Raw genomic sequence first — 19,153 nt, forward strand, 5'->3', positions numbered from 1 at the left:
ATTAGTTTGTTTATTTTATGCTCCTATTTTGTTGATTTCCAGTCGTTAAATCATAAATATAAACAACACTAATCCCAGATAACATTTGTGTGTAGAATGAGCTGTTTTCATTACAAATAGAAATAATTCGTAAGGTGATGGGGGAATGATGGGTAGATTTTGGCGGGTTTTAATCGCTTTATTGTTGGTGCCGACGTTGGCACAGGCAGAAGAAGCAACGGTAGAGAAGATTCATGACGCACCGACGGTGCGGGGCAGTATTATTGCGGCGATGTTGCAGGATCACGATAACCCGTTCTTGCTTTATCCATATGAAACAAACTATTTGCTGTACACCTATACCAGCGACATCAATAAAGAGGCGATAAGCGCTTATGATTGGGCTGAAAATGCCAAGAAAGATGAAGTTAAATTCCAACTCAGTTTAGGTTTCCCTATCTGGCGTGGTATTGCGGGTGATAACTCACTGCTGGGGGCGTCTTATACTCAACGTTCCTGGTGGCAGGCATCTAACAGTGACGAGTCCTCGCCATTTCGTGAAACCAACTATGAACCTCAACTGTTCCTAGCATGGGCGACCGATTATGAACTGGCGGGCTGGACATTCCGCGAAGTGGAATTTGGTTTTAACCACCAGTCTAATGGCAAGGCAGACCCAACATCACGTAGCTGGGATCGTGTTTATACTCGCCTGATGGCACAACGCGGTAACTTGGAAATTGACCTGAAGCCTTGGTATCGTATTCCTGAAAGTGATGGCAAAGACGATAATCCAGATATCACCAAATATATGGGTTATTACCGTCTGAAAGTCGGTTATGCCTTGGGGGAAAGTGTGTTCAGTATTGATGGGCGCTATAACTGGAATACCGGTTACGGCGGCGCTGAAATGGGCTGGAGCTACCCCATCACGAAACACGTACGTTTCTATACCCAAGTGTTTAGTGGCTATGGTGAGTCAATGATTGACTATAACTTTAGGCAAACACGGGTAGGTGTGGGTATCATGTTGAATGATGTCCTTTAACGTCATCCGGCGTTAGAAAAGTTTTAGATACAGGCCGGTTAGCCGGCCTGTGTAGATCTCATAGTTGGGGAAAAGTGTGTCAACCGCAGCAGTGATAAATCGGGAGTTACTGGCAGAGAAGGTATTGCGCGATACTTTCGGCTACCAGCAATTCCGGCCCGGACAACAAGAAATTATCAATGCCACCTTATCAGGGCAAGACTGTTTGGTCGTGATGCCAACGGGTGGGGGTAAATCCTTGTGTTATCAGATTCCGGCCCTGGTGACGGATGGCTTAACACTGGTGGTCTCCCCCTTAATCTCTCTAATGAAAGACCAAGTCGACCAACTGCTGGCCTATGGCGTGGGGGCGGGGTGCTTGAACTCGTCGCAAACACGCGAGCAGCAATTGGCGGTGATGGATGGGTGTCGCAGCGGCCAGATTAAACTGCTGTATATCGCCCCAGAACGGCTGGTCATGGAGAGCTTTCTTGACCAACTGCATCAGTGGCGGCCAGCGCTATTGGCTGTGGATGAGGCGCATTGCATCTCCCAATGGGGCCATGATTTCCGCCCGGAATATCGAGCCCTTGGCCAGCTAAAGCAACATTTTCCCAATTTACCGGTCATTGCACTGACCGCCACGGCGGATGAAGCGACGCGCGGTGATATCGTGCGCTTGCTCAATCTGGACAAGCCCTTGATTCAGGTCAGCAGCTTTGACCGCCCCAATATTCGCTACACCTTGGTCGAGAAATTCAAACCGCTTGATCAACTGTGGCGTTTTGTTCAAGACCAGCGCGGCAAGAGTGGCATTATTTACTGCAATAGCCGGGCAAAAGTGGAAGACACCACCGCCCGTTTGCAAAGCCGTGGCTTGAGTGTCGCGGCCTACCATGCCGGGCTGGACAATGAGCGGCGCGCACAGGTGCAAGAAGCCTTTCAGCGCGATGATTTGCAAGTGGTGGTCGCCACCGTGGCATTCGGCATGGGGATTAACAAACCCAACGTGCGCTTTGTGGTGCACTTTGACATTCCGCGCACTATCGAGTCTTACTATCAAGAAACCGGCCGTGCTGGGCGTGATGGCTTACCCGCGGAGGCCATGTTGCTGTATGACCCGGCCGATATGGCGTGGTTGCGCCGCTGTCTGGAAGAGAAGCCGGCAGGCGCACAGCAAGATATTGAGCGGCATAAACTCAATGCGATGGGCGCTTTTGCACAAGCGCAAACTTGCCGCCGATTGGTTTTGCTGAACTATTTTGGTGAGGGCAAACAGCAATCTTGTGGTAACTGCGATATCTGCCTTGATCCGCCCAAGCGCTACGATGGGCTGGCGGATGCACAAAAAGCACTGTCGTGTGTGTATCGAGTCGGGCAGCGCTTTGGTCTGGGGTATATCGTCGAGGTACTGCGTGGGGCTAATAATCAGCGCATTCGTGAATTGGGCCATGACAAGTTATCCGTGTATGGCATTGGTCGCGAGCAAAGCCATGAGCACTGGGTCAGTGTGTTGCGCCAACTGATTCACCTTGGATTATTGAGTCAAAATATTGCCCTGTTTTCCGCCTTGCAATTGACGGAAGCGGCACGCCCGGTATTGCGCGCTGAATTGCCATTGCAGTTGGCGGTGCCGCGTATTCAGAGCTTGAAAGAGCGCAGCAGCGCCAATCAAAAATCCTATGGTGGCAATTACGATCGCAAGTTGTTCGCCAAATTACGCAAGTTGCGCAAATCTATTGCTGATGAGGGCAATATTCCGCCTTATGTGGTGTTTAACGATGCCACTTTGCTGGAGATGGCTGAGCAAATGCCGATCACCGCCAGCGAACTATTGAGTGTCAATGGCGTGGGGCAACGTAAACTGGAGCGCTTTGGCGCACCGTTTATGGCGATGATCCGCGACCACGTAGATAATAATGACGACTAATAGGTCGCCTTTCCTGTAGAGAGAAATTCTTCATGCTAATGCTATTTCTGACTGTCGCGCTGGTGCACTTGGTGGCTTTGATGAGCCCAGGGCCTGATTTCTTTTTTGTCTCGCAAACTGCGGCCAGCCGTTCGCGCCGCGAAGCGATGATGGGGGTGGTGGGGATTTCGCTGGGGATTGTTATCTGGGCTGGCGTGGCATTGATGGGGCTAAATCTCATCTTGCAGAAAATGGCGTGGTTGCACGAAATTATTATGGTTGGTGGTGGGCTATATCTGTGCTGGATGGGGTGGCAATTGCTGAAATCCGCTCGCGCCAAACGCGCGGCTCCAGAGGATGAGATGCCGGTTGTGCTTGCCTCGCGTGGCCGGACTTTCTTGCGCGGTTTTCTGACTAATTTATCTAACCCTAAAGCGGTTATCTATTTCGGCAGCGTATTTTCACTGTTTGTTGGCGACAATGTCAGTGCTGGCGCGCGCTGGGGCTTATTTGTCCTGATTGTGGCCGAAACTTTCGTGTGGTTCAGCATTGTGGCCTGTGTTTTTGCCCTGCCAGTGATGCGCCGTGGTTATCAGCGGCTAGCCAAATGGATTGATGGCTTGGCCGGGGTGCTATTCGCCGGTTTTGGCATCCACCTGATATTGTCGCGCTAATGCATTTCCCAACTGACGAGTGACTCAGTTGGGGCGTGTCCGGCTGTTTTATACTTTGCGGGCGGTGGCCAGTAGCGCGCCGACCAGCATAAATAAGCCACCAAAGATCCGATTTAATAATTTCATTTGCTGCGGTGATTTAATCCAGCCAGCAATTCGTGTTGCCAGAGTGGCATAGCCAATCATCACAATGATATCGACAATCACACTGGTGCAACCAAGAATCAGATATTGCGCCACCTGCGGTTGATGTGGCAGCACAAATTGCGGGAATAGCGCGGCCAGAAAAACAATACTTTTCGGATTCGTCAGGTTAACAAACACCGCGCGTTTAAACAGTTTGCGCCGTGGCATACTGTTCGCCAGTGCATGCAGGTCTAATGCCCCCGCAGCGCGCCATTGTTGAATGCCAAGCCAGATTAAGTAAGCCGCACCAAGCCATTTTAATATTTCAAATGCCAGTAGCGATTGTGAAATCAGTGCGCCAAGGCCGACACCGACCAGCACAATATGCACCGCGAGGCCAAGCTGTAATCCGCAGATTGAGGCAACCACTCCGCGCGTACCATGGCTAATGGCGGTACTCATGGTGTTAATTGCACCTGAACCGGGGGACAGACTGAGGATAAGTGTCGTCAGCAGATAAGTTAACCACCAGTCTAAGGTCATTGGCAAAGTTCCCTGAATGCGTAAATTTATGCCACAATACTCTATTGCTAATAGTTGTGCTATGGCTCACAGAATGACTATTTGTTCACTGAACAGCGAGCGACGTTATGCCGTTAGATAATCATATGAATAACTGGTTGACCCGCGAGGAGCAGTTTGCTGCTTTTGTTAACGGCCCATTGTTAGATTTCTGGCAGCAGCGGGAGGAAGATGAGTTTATCGGGGTTGATAATATCCCTATTCGCTATGTCCGTTTTTGCGCGCCACAGCATACTCGCGTGGTGGTCGTGGTGCCTGGCCGCATTGAAAGTTACGTCAAATATCCTGAAGTGGCTTATGATCTCTTTCAGCAAGGCTATGATGTTATAGTGTTGGATCATCGTGGTCAGGGCCGATCTGGGCGGATGCTGGCGGATCATCATCGCGGGCATGTGGTAAAATTTGACGATTATATTCAGGATTTTGCGCAGCTCGTGCGGCGCGAAATTACCGATAGCCATTATGAGTCTCGTTTTGCACTGGCCCACTCTATGGGCGGCGCGATTCTGACGCGTTTTTTGGCCAGCGAGCCAACCGCGTTTGATGCTGTGGCGCTCTGTGCTCCTATGTTTGGCATCCATTTGCCGATGCCGGGCTGGCTGGCTCACCAGATTGTTGACTGGGCGGAGGGGCACCAAAAACTGCGGGATTATTACGCGATAGGCACCGGCCAGTGGCGGCCGCTACCCTATCTGGTCAATATGCTGACTCATAGCCGCGAGCGCTATCGCCGCTATCTGCGCCAATATGCTGATACTCCTGAAATCCGCGTTGGTGGGCCAACCTATCATTGGATTCGTGAAAGCCTGCTGGTGGGGGAGCAAATTATCGCCCAAGCAGACAAAATTACGACACCGGTTCTGTTATTACAGGCCAGTGAGGATCGGGTGGTACATAACCCGGCCCAAGATGCATTTTCTCAGGCAATGACTCTGGCGGGGCACCCTTGTGAAGGGGGGCAGCCTAAGTTAATTAAAGGCGCACGCCATGAGATCCTGTTCGAGCGGGACACCCTGCGTGCCGAGGCGTTAAGCGCAATATTGCACTTTTTTGCGCAATATTAACCTTCTTTGCAACATAAAATATTGTCTGCAACATAAAACAATCCGTCGGCCCTTAAACCCCGACGTCACCAGAGGTTAGAACATACCGCTATGTATCATGTTGTTGCTTCCGATTTAGATGGCACTCTGCTATCACCTGACCATATTCTGACGCCTTATACCAAAGAGACACTTAAGCTGCTGACGCAGCGTGATGTGCACTTTGTGTTCGCGACTGGCCGCCACCATATTGATGTCGCGCAAATCCGTGACAACCTGGAAATCAGCGCTTTTATGATTACCTCCAATGGCGCGCGCGTGCACAACACCGCCGGGGAGCTGATTTTCAGTCATAACCTTGATGCGGATATTGCGCGTGATTTGTACAATATCGAACATTACAATCCTGATATTCTGACCAACGTCTATCTGAATGATGAATGGTACATGAACCGCGAAAGCCCCGCACAGGAAGAGTTTTTCCGCGAATCGGTGTTCAAGTATCAGGTGTTTGAACCGGCATTGTTGCCGACAGATGGGGTATGTAAGGTTTATTTCACCTGCGAAGATCACGATAAGTTATTGATTTTGGAAGAAGCCATCAATGCGCGTTGGGGCGATCGAGTGAATGTCAGTTTCTCCTTCCCAACCTGCCTGGAAGTGATGGGCGGTGGTGTTTCCAAAGGCCATGCGCTTGAGCAAGTGGCGAAAATCATTGGCTATTCATTGAAAGAATGCATCGCATTTGGCGATGGGATGAATGATTTGGAAATGCTGTCTATGGCGGGCAAGGGCTGCATTATGCGCGATGCCCATCAGCGCCTGAAAGATATGTTGCCGAATCTGGAAGTTATTGGTTCGAATGCTGATGATGCAGTCCCCCATTATTTGCGAAAAATGTTCTTAGGGACTGATAAATAAAATATTTCTATTAATAATAACGTGGCGCACAGTTGCATTGTGCGCCATTTTATTCAGTTATTTCAGACAACTCACTTACTGGTGTTGCCCCTGTTTTTGCAGGAACTGCACACCTTTATCCGGGAAGTCGGTGAAGACTCCGTCAACCCCAGCCTGATTATAGATAATATCGAACAGCTGATTCACATCCGTGGCGTATTTCGGCAGCTTATCCGCACGAATGGTGTATGGATGCACCATCATATTATTAGCGTGCGCATCTTTGACCATCCCGGTCAGCTTGATGTTATCCGGTGTTGAAGTCTCCACGACCAGCATATGATAGTCAGGGCCGATGCCGTCAGCATACTGTGCCACCTGTTTCATCGCGCCGGGTTTGAACATCCAGTCATAGCTATAATTAACCCACTGACCATCAGGTTTCTGCTCGTAGGTTTCGTTCCAGTCGGTATAAGCCACCAGTTGAACCAGTTTCAGGTTCATGCCCATCTTCGGTTCCAACTCATTCTTGATGCGCTTTAATTCATTGGCATCAAAGCATTGCAGATAAACTTTATCGCCTTTGGTGGTGTAACCGTACTGTTTCAATACTTCCAGCACTTTGGTGGAAATATCTTTCCCTTCCTGTTTATGGAACCATGGTGCTTTGATTTCAGGATAGATACCGATGTTTTTACCGGTTGAATGATTCAGCCCCTGAACAAATTCAATCTCTTCCTGGAAAGTGTGTACACGGAAGTCAGATTTGCCCATGGGGAAACGGCCCGGGTAGCTCTGTACTTTGTTACCATCTTTACCAATATCAAAGCCTTCGGTAAATTTCAGTGACTTGATTTCCGGTAAAGTGAAGTCAATGGCGTAATAGCGGCCATCTTTACGGGCGCGGTCTGGGAAGCGCTCGGCGACATCTGTCACGCGGTCGAGATAATGGTCATGCAGCACCACTAACTCATTATCTTTGGTCATCACCAAATCTTGTTCAAGGTAATCAGCACCTTGCGCATAGGCCATGGCCTTGGCGGGCAGCGAATGCTCAGGCAAGTAGCCACTGGCACCGCGGTGCGCGATAACCACTTTATCGGCTGAGGGTTTGGTGAGGGGAGATTTTTCCGCCGTAGGTGACTCTGCCGCGTAGGCCATACCAGCGACTGAAGATGCCAAAATCATACTCGCTACCAGTGATTTTATGTGGGTTTGCATTGATAGTGCTCCATTTATCAATTTCAGGGTATGAAAAAGGCCGTGTCGCTATTAATCCATAGATAACGGCACAGCCCAGGTATAACTTAACTAGCGAAACTTATAAATCCTGCTTTCTCGCCATCTCTTCGTGATGTTTTTTCTCACTAAGCATCACCACGAGCAACAACAACACCGCTAAGATACTGCCGCCAATCATCACCATAAAGCCACCGTCCCAACCGAAGTAGTCAACGGTATAACCGACGATAGCACTGGCCGCGACCGAGCCGCCCAGATAACCGAATAAACCGGTGAAACCTGCTGCGGTACCGGCCGCTTTTTTCGGCGCTAATTCAAGGGCATGTAAACCAATCAACATGACCGGGCCATAAATCAGGAAGCCGATAGTGATCATACACGCCATATCGATACCGGGGTTCCCGACTGGGTTCAGCCAGTAAACAATGGTGGCGATAGTCACTAACGTCATAAAGAACACACCGGTGGCACCACGGTTGCCTTTAAACACTTTGTCGGACATCCAACCGCACAGCAGTGTTCCTGGAATACCAGCGTATTCATACAGGAAATAAGCCCATGAGGATTTATCCAGCGCGAAGTGTTTCACTTCTTTCAGGTAGGTCGGTGACCAGTCGAGGATGCCGTAACGCAGTAAATAAACAAAAACGTTAGCAATGGCGATATACCACAGCAATTTGTTAGGGAATACATACTGCATAAAGATTTGCTTGGCGGTCAGCTCTTCTTCGGCTTCTTTGGTGTAGTCATCTGGGTAGTCGTTTTTGTACTCTTCAATGGGTGGCAAGCCCACGGATTGAGGAGTATCACGCATCAGACCAAAGACAATTAATGCCACCAAAATGGCACCAAAAGCAGGCATATAGAGTGCGGCTTTCCAGTCATTGAACCAGGCCATCCCCAGCAGGAACAGCAATGGCGGCAAACCGCCACCCACGTTATGGGCGCAGTTCCAAATGGAAACAATTCCGCCGCGTTCTTTCTTCGACCACCAGTGCACCATGGTACGGCCACATGGCGGCCACCCCATCCCCTGGAACCAGCCGCACAGGAACAGCAGCACAAACATTATGGCGATACTGGATGTTGCCCATGGCACAAAGCCCATAAACAGCATCACGGCCGCAGAGAGAATCAAACCGGCAGAGAGAAATACTCGTGGGTTAGACCGGTCAGAAACCGAACCCATGATGAACTTTGAGAAACCATAAGCAATAGAAATACCGGATAGTGCGAAACCCAGATCCCCGCGCGAGAATCCTTGTTCGATCAAATACGGCATGGCCAGAGTAAAGTTTTTACGTACCAAATAGTAGGCAGCGTAACCGAAGAAGATACCCATGAAGATTTGCCAGCGTAAGCGGCGGTATGTGGGGTCAACCTGGTCTGCGGGGAGCCTTGCCACATGTGGCGCGGGCTTAAAAATACTCAACATGAGTGCCTCCGATGGCTTTTTGTTGTTTTTTTGACTCCGGGATAGCCTGGTATCTATCCGGTGGTTAAACGGTATTCGCTAGCTAAATAGCAAAGCGACTGTCGTTTATGTTCCATAACGAGCGCCATGCTAGATAAATTTGCGTAACTTATCTGTGAGTGATGGCGCATTTGTTACAGTTATATGAAAGCGGCGGCAATTTTGAGCGATTGGTTAACATTTTGAAACTGGTAATGACAAATTACCTGTGACTTTGATCACAATCATGGTTTTTAAACACCATGTTACTTTCGTTTTTGGTTCGTTTTTGTTCCTTATCAAACAATACCCCTAAAGACTGTGGCTCAATAGACTCATAATTAGCCGCCTGGCGGCTGTCTGATAATGTGGGGTCTTTCATGACGAACAGTTCTCCTTACACAGAAACGGATGTCATCATCATTGGTGGTGGTGCGACCGGGGCCGGTATAGCTCGAGACTGCGCCCGCCGGGGTTTAGCGTGCACACTGCTGGAGAGACATGACATTGCCACCGGGGCAACGGGGCGCAACCATGGCTTATTACACAGTGGTGCGCGTTATGCAGTGACCGATGGTGAGTCCGCCCGTGAATGTATTGAAGAAAACCGGATTCTGAAACGCATCGCCCGCCATTGTATTGAGCAAACAGATGGTTTGTTTATCACCTTGCCGGAAGACGCGCTGGAATATCAGGAACAATTTATTGCCCGCTGCCAGGAGGCGGGGATCGAGGCCGAAGCCATTGATCCGCAACAAGCATTACGGCTCGAACCTGCGGCCAATCCAGCACTGATTGCCGCCGTGCGGGTGCCGGATGGCACGGTAGACCCCTTCCGCCTAACCGCAGCCAATATGCTGGATGCCCGTGAGCACGGGGCTAATGTACTCACTTATCATGAAGTTATCGGTTTATTGCGCCAAGGTGATCGGGTGAGTGGGGTGCGTGTTTTCGATCATAAAAATCAGCGCCAATATGAGATTCATGCCCAAATCGTGGTTAACGCGGCGGGGATCTGGGGTCAGCACATTGCAGAATACGCTGATCTGCGAATTCGCATGTTTCCAGCCAAAGGCGCGCTGCTGATCCTCGGCCATCGGATCAACAACATGGTGATCAACCGCTGCCGCAAACCGGCGGATGCCGACATCTTGGTGCCGGGCGATACCATTTCATTGATCGGCACCACCTCCACACATATTGAATATGATCAGATAGATAATATGGTCGTCACGGCGCAAGAGGTGGATACCTTAATTCGTGAGGGGTCAAAACTTTCACCGCAACTGGCGCAAACGCGCATTTTACGCGCTTATGCTGGGGTTAGGCCGCTGGTGGCCAGTGATGATGACCCTTCCGGGCGCAATGTGAGCCGCGGCATTGTATTACTCGACCACTCCAGCCGTGATGGGTTGGAGGGCTTCATCACCATTACCGGCGGGAAATTAATGACTTACCGGCTGATGGCGCAATGGGCCACTGATAAAGTCTGCGAAAAACTTGGCGTGACGGCGGCCTGTACCACGGCCCAAGAACCCCTGCCCGGTTCACAGCAGTCAGCGGAACAGACGCTCAGCAAAGTTATTTCCCTGCCGGCCAGTATTCGCGGCTCGGCGGTTTATCGCCATGGTGACCGCGCGACACAATTGTTAGCTGGAAACCGCTTGGATAACAGCTTGGTCTGTGAGTGTGAGGCAGTGACGGCCGGTGAAGTACGCTATGCCATTGAATCTCTTTTCGTCAATAACCTGCTGGATTTACGCCGCCGCACCCGTGTGGGCATGGGGACTTGCCAGGGCGAGCTTTGCGCTTGCCGCGCGGCGGGTTTACTCAGCCGCTTTAAGGTGGCGACCCCACAACAATCCCGCGAACAACTGGTGCAGTTCCTTAATGAGCGCTGGAAAGGTGTGCGGCCAATAGCCTGGGGTGATGCTTTACGCGAAAGTGAGTTTACTCATTGGGTTTATCAGGGTCTTTGTGGCCTGGACGATAGCCCAAGCATGACCAATGTTCAGGAGAAACCAGATGAAATTTGATGTGATTATCATCGGGGGTGGGCTGGCTGGCCTGGCCTGCGGTATTCGCCTGGCTGAGCAAGGTAAATATTGCGCCATTGTCAGTGCCGGTCAAAATGCGCTGCATTTTTCCTCTGGCTCTTTGGATCTATTGGCAAAATTACCGGATGGGCGGGCAGTGAGCCAGCCGCTCTCGGCACTGGAAATGTTAGCGGAGTTAGCTCCTGAGCATCCTTATAGCAAAATGGGGCAAACCGCTCAGGTGGGGCAGCTGGCACAACAAGCGGAATCCCTGTTACAGCGATGTGGCCTGAATCTGGTCGGTAGCGCGACGAAAAATCACTTGCGCCTTACGCCATTGGGCAGTTGCCGCCCCACTTGGCTCAGCCCGGTGGATATCCCGGTGGCACCCTTGGCAGGCCCACTGCCGTGGCACAAAGTCGCGGTGATTGGAATTGAAGGTTTCCTCGACTTTCAGCCACAAATGGTTGCCAGCGCCTTGCAGGAGCAGGGGGTTGAAGCCACTGCGGATTATCTGCATTCACTGGCGCTGGATCGCCTGCGGGATAATCCCAGCGAATTTCGGGCGGTGAACATTGCTCGGGTGCTGGATCAACCAGAAAATCTGCAACCGCTAGCTGATGAGTTAGTGCGTTTGTCAGCTGCTGCGGAAATGATTTTACTGCCCGCTTGTATTGGGCTGGATGAATCGGCCCCATTGGATGCCCTGCGCGCGGCGGTGGGCAAGCCCATTCAGTTGTTGCCAACTCTGCCGCCATCATTACTCGGCATGCGCCTGCATCAAGCTCTGCGCCAGCGCTTCCAGCAATTAGGCGGCATGGTTATGCCCGGTGATGCTGTCTTGCGCGCTGAATTGGTGGGGAATCGGATTACCGGGCTGTATAGCCGCAACCATGGTGATATTCCACTGCGGGCCACCCAGATGGTGCTGGCGAGTGGCAGTTTCTTCAGCAATGGGCTGGTGGCCACTTTTGAGCAGGTCTATGAGCCAATACTGGATCTGGATATTTTATCACTGCCGAATCGGGCGGATTGGAGCCGCAGCAATATGTTTGCGCCGCAACCTTATTTGCAATTTGGCGTACACACCGATAACCAGCTGCGGGCGCTACGCGGCGGGGTGGCCTTGGATAATTTACACGTGATTGGCGCAGTTCTCGGCGGATTCGACCCGCTGCAACAAGGATGCGGTGCTGGGGTTTCGCTGACCAGCGCATTGTTTGTCGCACAGCAGATTGTCAGCGCCATGGAGGTAACATTATGACGTGGCTGCCACAGCACCAAGACATTCAGGATAAACATGTATCACGGGATAACAGCTTTGAAAGTTGCATCAAATGCACGGTGTGTACCACTTATTGCCCAGTGGCGAAAGTTAACCCGCTTTATCCGGGGCCAAAACAAGCCGGCCCCGATGGTGAGCGCCTGCGCCTGAAAGATCCGGCCCTCTATGATGATGCATTGAAGTATTGCACTAACTGCAAACGTTGCGAAGTCGCCTGCCCGTCAGATGTAAAAATCGGCGACATCATCCAGCGCGCTAAAGCCAGTTACAGCAGCAATAAGCCCAAACTGCGCGATGCTATCCTCAGTCACACCGATATTATGGGCACACTTTCGACGCCGTTTGCCCCGGTCGTCAATGCCGTCACGGGGTTAAAACCGGTGCGAGCTTTGCTTGATAAAGCATTGAAAATTGACCATCGGCGCGAGTTACCCAAATACTCGTTTGGTACTTTCCGCCGCTGGTATCGCCAACAAGCTGAGAAACAACAGCAATATACTGAGCAAGTGGCGTTTTTCCATGGCTGCTTTGTTAACTACAACCATCCGCAGCTGGGTAAGGATTTAATCAGTGTATTCAATGCCATGAACATTGGTGTTCAATTGCTTAAACGCGAGAAATGCTGTGGTGTGCCGCTGATTGCCAATGGGTTTATTGCACAGGCGAAAAAACAGGCGCGGGTGAATTTGGCGTCTCTCACTGACGCGGTGATTGATCGGGATATCCCAGTGGTCGCCACCTCCTCAAGTTGTACTTTTACATTGAGAGATGAATATCCGCATCTGCTGGATGTCGATACCGCGCCAGTGCGCGACAGAGTGGAGCTGGCGACGCGCTATCTCTACCGCTTATTAGACCAAGGGCGTGAGTTGCCGCTGAAAGCCTTATTCTCTTCAGAAAACAAACCGTTACGCATTGCTTACCATACCCCTTGTCACATGGAAAAAATGGGCTGGACGGCTTATACCCTGGCCTTGTTGCAGCGCATTCCGGGTATTGATCTGGTGGTGTTGGATTCTCAATGTTGTGGAATTGCCGGAACATATGGCTTTAAATCAGAGAATTACGCCACATCCCAAGGAATTGGGGCCTCATTATTCCAACAAATTGAGGGCAGTGGTGTTGATTTAGTGATTACTGACTGTGAAACCTGTAAATGGCAGATTGAAATGTCGACCAGCAAGAAATGCGAGCATCCGATGACCTTACTGGCACAGGCATTGGCATGAGAGTCAAAGATAGAGCGCGGTTGCCCCGCGCCCTATTGAACAAGCCCCCAGACTTACGGGACTGATGGTGAATTTAATTTCAAGGTGCTGATAATAGACTCAGCTTCTGTTTGCGCTTGCTGCTGATTCTCAGCTGGCAGAGTAATTTGTATGGTTATCAGTCTGTTATCAACATTTCCCATTAACACAGAAGAATAAGCTTTCTGGCCACCGCTGGTAATAATACTGTCCAATTGCTGGAAAGGATGCCCATCGACCTTAATGGCTTTGTTCGTCACGACTTGTAGGTTGGCATCACGGGTGCGTTGCTGCTCGGCCAGGCGCTCAGTGAGCACATCCAAGGCTTCATTGCTCTTATCACCTAAAATCACGATAACCGCTTTATCGCCAGTTTTGTTGGCGTAAACGTGCATATTGTTAGCTTGATTACCCATTTTCCCGCTTTGGTCAGATAAGTCAGCAGGCAAACTAAACGCGACTTTACCCTCCAACAGGCTGACTGGCTGGCCGACATTCTTATCATTGCCACCATCACAGGCACTTAATCCTGCAACCAACAGGCCGACGGCGAGAAATTTGGTTATTTTATGCATGGGAATCCCTTATTGATGATTAATCGTCTTATCGCACCTTATTCAGACGCCAAAAGCAATCTATTGTTCAGCAGGATTCATCTGAGAGAGTGCCTGCTGACGGGTTTTTTTAGCAAAATACTTCAGTAACATGTTGAGCATCACGCCATAAGCTGGCAAGAAGAATAACATGCAGATCAATAACTTGAAGCTATAATCCACCAAGGCGATTTCCACCCAGTTTGCCGCCATAAAAGGGTCGGAACTGCGGTAAAAGGCAATAAAGAAGAACGCCATGGTGTCACTGATATTGCCAAAGAACATTGCCGCGGTTGGGGCAACCCACCAGGCACTGCGCTGACGAAGGCGGTTAAATACTTGAACATCAAGGATTTGTCCAAGCACATATGCCATAAAACTGGCCACTGCGATGCGCGCCACGACTACATTAAAGCTGGTCAATGCCGGAAATCCTTGCCAGCTTCCCTGATAAAACAGGGCAGAAATGAGATACGAAATAAGCAAAGCAGGCACCATGACGGACAAAATAATTCTGCGCGCCAAAGGGGCACCAAAAATCCGCACGGTCAGGTCGGTGGCTAAGAAGATAAATGGAAAGGTAAAAGCCCCCCAGGTGGTATGAAAACCGAAAATAGCTATCGGTAATTGCACCAAATAGTTGCTGGAGGTAATGATGACAATATGGAATAGCGACAGCCATACCAACGCGGTCATCCGCTGTTGAGCAGTAAACGAAAACATAAATGTGACCTTTTTGGTTATTGGGGTGAGGGAACCCAAACAAAATGTGCCGCAATTTTGCGACGCGGCGGCATAATACGCGTTTGCGCAACGAATGCAATGGTTAATTTTAGCGCAAACGATGGCTTATCCACGGAAATTATTGTGCCACTTGCACCTTAAAACCGGCGGAGTAAACTATCCTGCTGCATAAGCCTGCTGACACTTATATGGCGATTAACCTGTTTACTGACACACAAGAGAACTGCAATGACCGATATTTTTGCCAACCCGGATAAAACACTGGATGCACTGGGCTTACGTTGCCCGGAGCCCGTGATGATGGTGCGTAAAACCGTCCGGCATATGGAAGACGGTCAAACCCTGCTCATCATTGCTGATGATCCGGCCACAACTCGCGATATCCCCGGTTTTTGCCGTTTTATGGAGCACCAGTTGTTGGCGCAAGATACCCAACAGACGCCATATCGCTACTTGGTGAAGAAAGGGGCAAAAGCGCAGTAACTGGCCGCTTTGCCCAGATGATTAAATATCTCTTTTGCGCAATAGTCTCAGCGCATTTGCTGTCACTAATGCTGTAGCCCCTGAGTCCGCTAATACTGCCAGCCACAAACCGGTTAAACCGAGCAAGGTGGTCACCAGGAAAATCCCTTTTAGCCCCAGTGCGATAGTAATATTTTGGCGAATATTGGCGTTGGCCGCCCGTGATAACAGGATGATTTCAGCCAGCCCGGTAAGCCGGTTATGGGTCAGTGCGGCATCGGCGGTTTCCAAAGCAACATCCGTGCCACTGCCCATAGCAATACCGATACTGGCGGCTTTCATCGCCGGGGCATCATTGATACCGTCCCCGACCATCACCGTCGGGTGGCTGGCATTCAGCGCCATAACGGCCTGAACTTTATCGGCTGGCAGTAACCCCGCTCGGTAATCAATCCCTAGCTCGTTGGCAATGGCGGCGGCGGCTCTGGGGTTATCACCGGTTAGCATAACACCCTGAATTCCGATGTTTTTTAGTGAGTCAATGGCTTGTTTGGCATCGGTGCGTAACGTGTCACGCAGCGCCACCAAACCAATAAATTTCTCATTCTCCAGCACCGCGACGGCAGTTTTACCACTACTTTCCAGTTCATCAAGCTGCGCCAACCACTCTGCAGTCAATAATGTCGGTGATATTTTACTGGGTGCACTGACTCGAATAATCAGCCCGTTAACCTGGCCCTCCACCCCAATGCCGGCCAGCGCACGCCGCTCTTCGGCGAGTGGCAACAGCGTGATATTTTGTTGCGCACGTTGCACAATAGCCATGGCCAATGGATGGTGCGAGCCGGCTTCAACCGCCGCCGCCAGTGCGAGCAGGCGGGTTTCACTTACACCAACTATGGGCACGATATCAGTGACTTGCGGTTTCCCCTCGGTCAATGTCCCGGTTTTGTCAAAGGCCACGGTTTGAATGCGCCCCAATTGCTCTAGCGCCGCTCCTCCTTTAATGAGTGCTCCACGGCGTGTTGCCGCAGCCAGGGCCGAGGTGATCGCCGCTGGGGTCGAAATGACCAACGCGCATGGGCAGCCAATCAGTAGCAATGTCAGGCCCCGGTAAATCCAGCTTTCCCAAGGTTCGGCGAAAGCCAAAGGCGGAACCAGCATCACCAGCGCTGAGAGAAACATAATGGCCGGTGTATAAATGCGGCTGAAACGGTCAATGAAGCGCTCAATCGGTGCGCGGCGTTCTTCCGCTAATTCAATGAGTTGCAGAATGCGGTCAATGGCATTATTCCCCGGTTCTGAAATAACCCGCATTTCAGTGGCCCGGTCGACCGATAAGCTCCCGGCGGCAACTTTTTCACCTTTCAGACGTTCAACTGGGATGGATTCACCAGTGAGGGCGCTTTCATCAAAACTGGCAAAAGGAGTCATTAACTCAGCATCAGCCGGCAGCCGGCCCCCTGGTGAGATTTCAATGATATCGCCAGGGCGTAAGCTGGAAACCGCAACTTGTTTGCGTTCACCATTTTTTATCAGCAATGCTTCTTCCGGAACTAACGCCATCAGCGCTGTCACACCACGACGAGCGCGGTTTGCCGCATAAGATTCGAGGAGTTCACCAATCATAAATAGCAGCAATACCATGGCCGCTTCGGCCGTGGCACCAATAAACATTGCTCCGATAGCCGCGACACTCATCAATGTTTCAATCGCGAAGGGGGTACCGGAACGAATAAATTTCCAAGCTTTGGTTGCAATCGGGATCAACCCGACAATCGTCGTCGCGGTAAAGGCGAATTCGCTCAGTTCGCGGCTAAATAAAGAGATTCCCCAACTGATGAGCATTAGCGTGGTTAATAATGCAATGGGTAAGTATTGACGATAGCGTGATTCTGGCGCGGTGGTTTTGCTGGCTGCGGGAGATTGGGTGTCGACCAAACTGAACCCTGCTTGGATAACCGCCTGCTGCACTTGGGGGCGAATGTCTGACTGGGCATCGACAACCAGTTTTTCTGTAGCAAAGAGAACTTTTACCTTTTCAATACCGGCGAGGTTACTGACGGCATTTTCAATTTTACGGGCACAACTTGGGCAATCCATCCCCTTAACTTGCCAACTAAAACGCTGACTACCAGAAGGTAGCTGGCTAGCCAGCCTGTCGCTTTCTTCGTCCCCCTCATCAGTGAGGCTCTGACTGCAGCATGCTTCATGATGTGAATGCTCACTCACTGAAACTGTACCGTCGTTGCTGGCGCTGGCGGCTTGTTGGCTGCTGCAACCGGTTTGTTTTGCCGCATGGGTATGGCCACAGCCACAGTGACGGTGTGCATCTGCTGAATGTTGATGTTCGGTATGTGAATGCATAGTGCCTCCTGGACAGAATGTAAAAGATAGGCAGGATTGAGTAGGTATGGCTGCACTCTACACCTTGGAGTCAACTCCAGAGTCAAGAGGGTAAATGAGAATAATTACTAAACGAGGTGATGCCAAGAGAGGAATATACTGGCAAGGAACACATTTTGTGTGGCGCACCGGCCCCATCCTTGGAACCGTAAGGCCATATGACGACGAAAAATACTGTTTCGTCGCAATGGGTTAATTATAAATATAGTGACCTGACAATCAGGAAATGCCCAACAAAGTAGCATCCCGCGACAATGGCATCTGAGGCGCGGAAAGAAAAACGATAGCGGTTTAGCAGCCAGATAGCATGGGATATCAACAATAACACCGTCCCTGTCAGCAATGAGAAACTCAGGTCAGTGCTACGAGCAAAGTATTGTTCGCCTGCCATCCACACCATGAGCAAGGTCATGCCGATGAATGCAACCACGGGCCAGCGCATTTCTTCCAGCCGGGTCCAAATGGTGGCTAACAGTAATGCACCCACGATAATAAGCACCAGAGGGAGCGGCCAGAACAGAGTGAATGTCATCTGGCTGGCAAAACTGATGGTATACAGTAAATGTGAGAGGAAGAATGCCCCTAGAGCATAAAGTAAGCGCTCACTGGGTAGCAGTAATAAGGCATCGGCAACCAGTGTTGCCAGCAGACCCAAAACAATCAAATAGCCCGCAGGGCCAAGGATAGGCGCTTGCCATGCGAGTAAAAGCAAGAGTAACAGAGTGACAGGCTTGAATACCCAACGTTGCCAACGTGGGCCCCGGTAAGTTGCATCGACAAACAACCAACCAGAAAAGAATACGGCAAGGAATGGCCAGCTCATTATTTATCCTTTTTTCTATACAGGTTTGAATGAAAGTCCCTGTGTTGTAATGATAATCCGCAACGCCAATGACTCTGAGCATACATCAATTAAGTGTAAGGGATGCAAGCCAAGAGTGATAGCAGCACTACAGTGATTTGCATAATTTGTACCACTTAATGCGTAGCACTGCGCATAATCAGAGTTAGCGGAGGGATAGCGCTGCTGAAGTCTTGGTCTTGTCTGGCCCACATGTTATGTTAACGCCGGTTAAATCAAGGGATAGAGGCAATAGCATATGGCCAATGAACAATTGCTTTATCGCATTCAGTTTATAAATAATGGTAAGAATTATCAGCTCTACGTCCGCGAGGTCGGCCCAAGCACTTTATTTGGGTTTATTGAAATTGCTGATTTTGTCTTTGATAGCCAATCGACCTTGTTAGTCGACCCCTCAACTGAAAAGTTAAAGACAGAATTTTCCGGTGTTAACCGCAGCTATATCCCCCTCCATTCAGTGATTCGCATTGACGCGGTGACTGAAAAGGGCAGCGCCCGCATTTCCGAACTGGGCAGTAACGTGATGAGTTTCCCTTATCTGCCGGGTAATAAACCATAAATCTCTCTTATGAGTGAGATTGAA

At 50.3% G+C, this 19,153-nt stretch carries 18 protein-coding genes; 10 read left to right on the top strand and 8 right to left on the bottom strand.

Going from position 1 to position 19,153, the window contains the following annotated elements; genetic code table 11:
• Window positions 1–148: 148 nt before the first annotated feature.
• The 3 genes from pldA (at window position 149) to rhtC (ending at window position 3,589) form a co-directional block, all read left to right on the top strand.
• Window positions 149–1,027 (top strand): phospholipase A, encoded by an 879-nt coding sequence (pldA, locus tag D5F51_RS01095; RefSeq protein ID WP_025379900.1) that lies wholly within the window; start codon window positions 149–151, stop codon window positions 1,025–1,027.
• Between the two features lie 76 nt (window positions 1,028–1,103).
• Window positions 1,104–2,936 carry an ATP-dependent DNA helicase RecQ gene (recQ, locus tag D5F51_RS01100; RefSeq protein WP_129195372.1) on the top strand — a complete coding sequence of 611 codons (1,833 nt, stop codon included), beginning with the start codon at window positions 1,104–1,106 and terminating at the stop codon, window positions 2,934–2,936.
• A gap of 32 nt (window positions 2,937–2,968) precedes the next feature.
• Window positions 2,969–3,589 (top strand): threonine export protein RhtC, encoded by a 621-nt coding sequence (rhtC, locus tag D5F51_RS01105; RefSeq protein ID WP_129195373.1) that lies wholly within the window; start codon window positions 2,969–2,971, stop codon window positions 3,587–3,589.
• Window positions 3,590–3,637: 48 nt separating this feature from the next.
• Here rhtC and rhtB read toward each other — a convergent pair whose 3' ends face one another.
• Window positions 3,638–4,258, bottom strand: coding sequence for a homoserine/homoserine lactone efflux protein (gene rhtB / locus D5F51_RS01110; RefSeq protein WP_025379897.1), 621 nt, complete (start codon window positions 4,256–4,258; stop codon window positions 3,638–3,640).
• Window positions 4,259–4,365: 107 nt separating this feature from the next.
• On the opposite strand from rhtB, the gene pldB reads away from it, so the two are divergent.
• Both pldB and yigL read left to right on the top strand, forming a co-directional pair.
• Window positions 4,366–5,361: a lysophospholipase L2 gene (pldB, locus tag D5F51_RS01115; RefSeq protein WP_087768277.1), complete on the top strand. Its 996-nt coding sequence runs from the start codon at window positions 4,366–4,368 to the stop codon at window positions 5,359–5,361.
• 90 nt (window positions 5,362–5,451) lie between these two features.
• Window positions 5,452–6,261: a sugar/pyridoxal phosphate phosphatase YigL gene (gene yigL, locus D5F51_RS01120; RefSeq protein WP_025379896.1), complete on the top strand. Its 810-nt coding sequence runs from the start codon at window positions 5,452–5,454 to the stop codon at window positions 6,259–6,261.
• A 75-nt stretch (window positions 6,262–6,336) separates the two neighbouring features.
• On the opposite strand, the gene glpQ is transcribed toward yigL, so the two are convergent.
• The 3 genes from glpQ to D5F51_RS22560 all read right to left on the bottom strand — a co-directional run bounded on the left by glpQ (window position 6,337) and on the right by D5F51_RS22560 (window position 9,317).
• Window positions 6,337–7,461 carry a glycerophosphodiester phosphodiesterase gene (glpQ, locus tag D5F51_RS01125; RefSeq protein WP_129195374.1) on the bottom strand — a complete coding sequence of 375 codons (1,125 nt, stop codon included), beginning with the start codon at window positions 7,459–7,461 and terminating at the stop codon, window positions 6,337–6,339.
• A 100-nt stretch (window positions 7,462–7,561) separates the two neighbouring features.
• Complete coding sequence (glpT, locus tag D5F51_RS01130) at window positions 7,562–8,917, bottom strand: glycerol-3-phosphate transporter (protein WP_129195375.1); 1,356 nt, start codon at window positions 8,915–8,917, stop codon at window positions 7,562–7,564.
• 241 nt (window positions 8,918–9,158) lie between these two features.
• Window positions 9,159–9,317 carry a hypothetical protein gene (locus D5F51_RS22560; protein WP_167480514.1) on the bottom strand — a complete coding sequence of 53 codons (159 nt, stop codon included), beginning with the start codon at window positions 9,315–9,317 and terminating at the stop codon, window positions 9,159–9,161.
• On the opposite strand from D5F51_RS22560, the gene glpA reads away from it, so the two are divergent.
• Genes glpA through glpC form a run of 3 tightly spaced genes read left to right on the top strand, consistent with a single transcriptional unit; the run spans window position 9,316 to window position 13,485 of the window.
• Window positions 9,316–10,971: an anaerobic glycerol-3-phosphate dehydrogenase subunit A gene (glpA, locus tag D5F51_RS01135; protein ID WP_129195376.1), complete on the top strand. Its 1,656-nt coding sequence runs from the start codon at window positions 9,316–9,318 to the stop codon at window positions 10,969–10,971. The two genes, D5F51_RS22560 and glpA, sit on opposite strands and share 2 nt — an antisense overlap.
• Window positions 10,961–12,235, top strand: a complete 1,275-nt coding sequence (gene glpB / locus D5F51_RS01140; RefSeq protein WP_129195377.1) for a glycerol-3-phosphate dehydrogenase subunit GlpB — start codon at window positions 10,961–10,963, stop codon at window positions 12,233–12,235. Before glpA ends, glpB begins: the two co-directional genes overlap by 11 nt.
• Window positions 12,232–13,485 (top strand): anaerobic glycerol-3-phosphate dehydrogenase subunit GlpC, encoded by a 1,254-nt coding sequence (gene glpC, locus D5F51_RS01145; RefSeq protein ID WP_129195378.1) that lies wholly within the window; start codon window positions 12,232–12,234, stop codon window positions 13,483–13,485. The genes glpB and glpC overlap by 4 nt, the downstream gene beginning before the upstream one ends.
• Window positions 13,486–13,538: 53 nt before the next feature.
• Here the strand turns inward: glpC and D5F51_RS01150 are convergent, their stop codons facing one another.
• Both D5F51_RS01150 and D5F51_RS01155 read right to left on the bottom strand, forming a co-directional pair.
• A complete protein-coding gene (locus tag D5F51_RS01150) occupies window positions 13,539–14,078 on the bottom strand; it encodes a DcrB family lipoprotein (protein ID WP_025379891.1) in 540 nt (179 codons plus the stop codon).
• A gap of 60 nt (window positions 14,079–14,138) precedes the next feature.
• A complete protein-coding gene (locus D5F51_RS01155) occupies window positions 14,139–14,819 on the bottom strand; it encodes a 7-cyano-7-deazaguanine/7-aminomethyl-7-deazaguanine transporter (RefSeq protein WP_025379890.1) in 681 nt (226 codons plus the stop codon).
• Window positions 14,820–15,068: 249 nt separating this feature from the next.
• On the opposite strand from D5F51_RS01155, the gene tusA reads away from it, so the two are divergent.
• Window positions 15,069–15,323, top strand: a complete 255-nt coding sequence (tusA, locus tag D5F51_RS01160; RefSeq protein ID WP_025379889.1) for a sulfurtransferase TusA — start codon at window positions 15,069–15,071, stop codon at window positions 15,321–15,323.
• A 21-nt stretch (window positions 15,324–15,344) separates the two neighbouring features.
• Here tusA and D5F51_RS01165 read toward each other — a convergent pair whose 3' ends face one another.
• On the bottom strand, window positions 15,345–17,669 hold the full coding sequence (locus tag D5F51_RS01165; protein ID WP_129195379.1) for a zinc/cadmium/mercury/lead-transporting ATPase: 2,325 nt from the start codon (window positions 17,667–17,669) through the stop codon (window positions 15,345–15,347).
• Window positions 17,670–17,904: 235 nt separating this feature from the next.
• Window positions 17,905–18,531 (bottom strand): lysoplasmalogenase, encoded by a 627-nt coding sequence (locus tag D5F51_RS01170; RefSeq protein ID WP_129195380.1) that lies wholly within the window; start codon window positions 18,529–18,531, stop codon window positions 17,905–17,907.
• 277 nt (window positions 18,532–18,808) lie between these two features.
• Here D5F51_RS01170 and D5F51_RS01175 point away from each other — a divergent pair, with 277 nt between their 5' ends.
• Window positions 18,809–19,129, top strand: coding sequence for a DUF1820 family protein (locus tag D5F51_RS01175; RefSeq protein WP_004710182.1), 321 nt, complete (start codon window positions 18,809–18,811; stop codon window positions 19,127–19,129).
• The last annotated feature ends 24 nt before the right edge of the window (window positions 19,130–19,153 follow it).

Origin of the sequence: Yersinia hibernica, assembly GCF_004124235.1 — a bacterium.
GTDB classification, from domain to species: domain Bacteria; phylum Pseudomonadota; class Gammaproteobacteria; order Enterobacterales; family Enterobacteriaceae; genus Yersinia; species Yersinia hibernica.

Coding starts and splice junctions, on each gene's coding strand:
- glpT (WP_129195375.1), bottom strand. CDS start 8,917: ATGTTGAGTATTTTTAAGCCCGCGCCACATGTGGCAAGGCTCCCCGCA.
- D5F51_RS01165 (WP_129195379.1), bottom strand. CDS start 17,669: ATGCATTCACATACCGAACATCAACATTCAGCAGATGCACACCGTCAC.
- glpA (WP_129195376.1), top strand. CDS start 9,316: ATGACGAACAGTTCTCCTTACACAGAAACGGATGTCATCATCATTGGT.
- D5F51_RS01170 (WP_129195380.1), bottom strand. CDS start 18,531: ATGAGCTGGCCATTCCTTGCCGTATTCTTTTCTGGTTGGTTGTTTGTC.
- glpQ (WP_129195374.1), bottom strand. CDS start 7,461: ATGCAAACCCACATAAAATCACTGGTAGCGAGTATGATTTTGGCATCT.
- D5F51_RS01155 (WP_025379890.1), bottom strand. CDS start 14,819: ATGTTTTCGTTTACTGCTCAACAGCGGATGACCGCGTTGGTATGGCTG.
- glpB (WP_129195377.1), top strand. CDS start 10,961: ATGAAATTTGATGTGATTATCATCGGGGGTGGGCTGGCTGGCCTGGCC.
- yigL (WP_025379896.1), top strand. CDS start 5,452: ATGTATCATGTTGTTGCTTCCGATTTAGATGGCACTCTGCTATCACCT.
- pldB (WP_087768277.1), top strand. CDS start 4,366: ATGCCGTTAGATAATCATATGAATAACTGGTTGACCCGCGAGGAGCAG.
- tusA (WP_025379889.1), top strand. CDS start 15,069: ATGACCGATATTTTTGCCAACCCGGATAAAACACTGGATGCACTGGGC.
- pldA (WP_025379900.1), top strand. CDS start 149: ATGGGTAGATTTTGGCGGGTTTTAATCGCTTTATTGTTGGTGCCGACG.
- D5F51_RS01150 (WP_025379891.1), bottom strand. CDS start 14,078: ATGCATAAAATAACCAAATTTCTCGCCGTCGGCCTGTTGGTTGCAGGA.
- D5F51_RS01175 (WP_004710182.1), top strand. CDS start 18,809: ATGGCCAATGAACAATTGCTTTATCGCATTCAGTTTATAAATAATGGT.
- glpC (WP_129195378.1), top strand. CDS start 12,232: ATGACGTGGCTGCCACAGCACCAAGACATTCAGGATAAACATGTATCA.
- D5F51_RS22560 (WP_167480514.1), bottom strand. CDS start 9,317: ATGAAAGACCCCACATTATCAGACAGCCGCCAGGCGGCTAATTATGAG.
- rhtC (WP_129195373.1), top strand. CDS start 2,969: ATGCTAATGCTATTTCTGACTGTCGCGCTGGTGCACTTGGTGGCTTTG.
- rhtB (WP_025379897.1), bottom strand. CDS start 4,258: ATGACCTTAGACTGGTGGTTAACTTATCTGCTGACGACACTTATCCTC.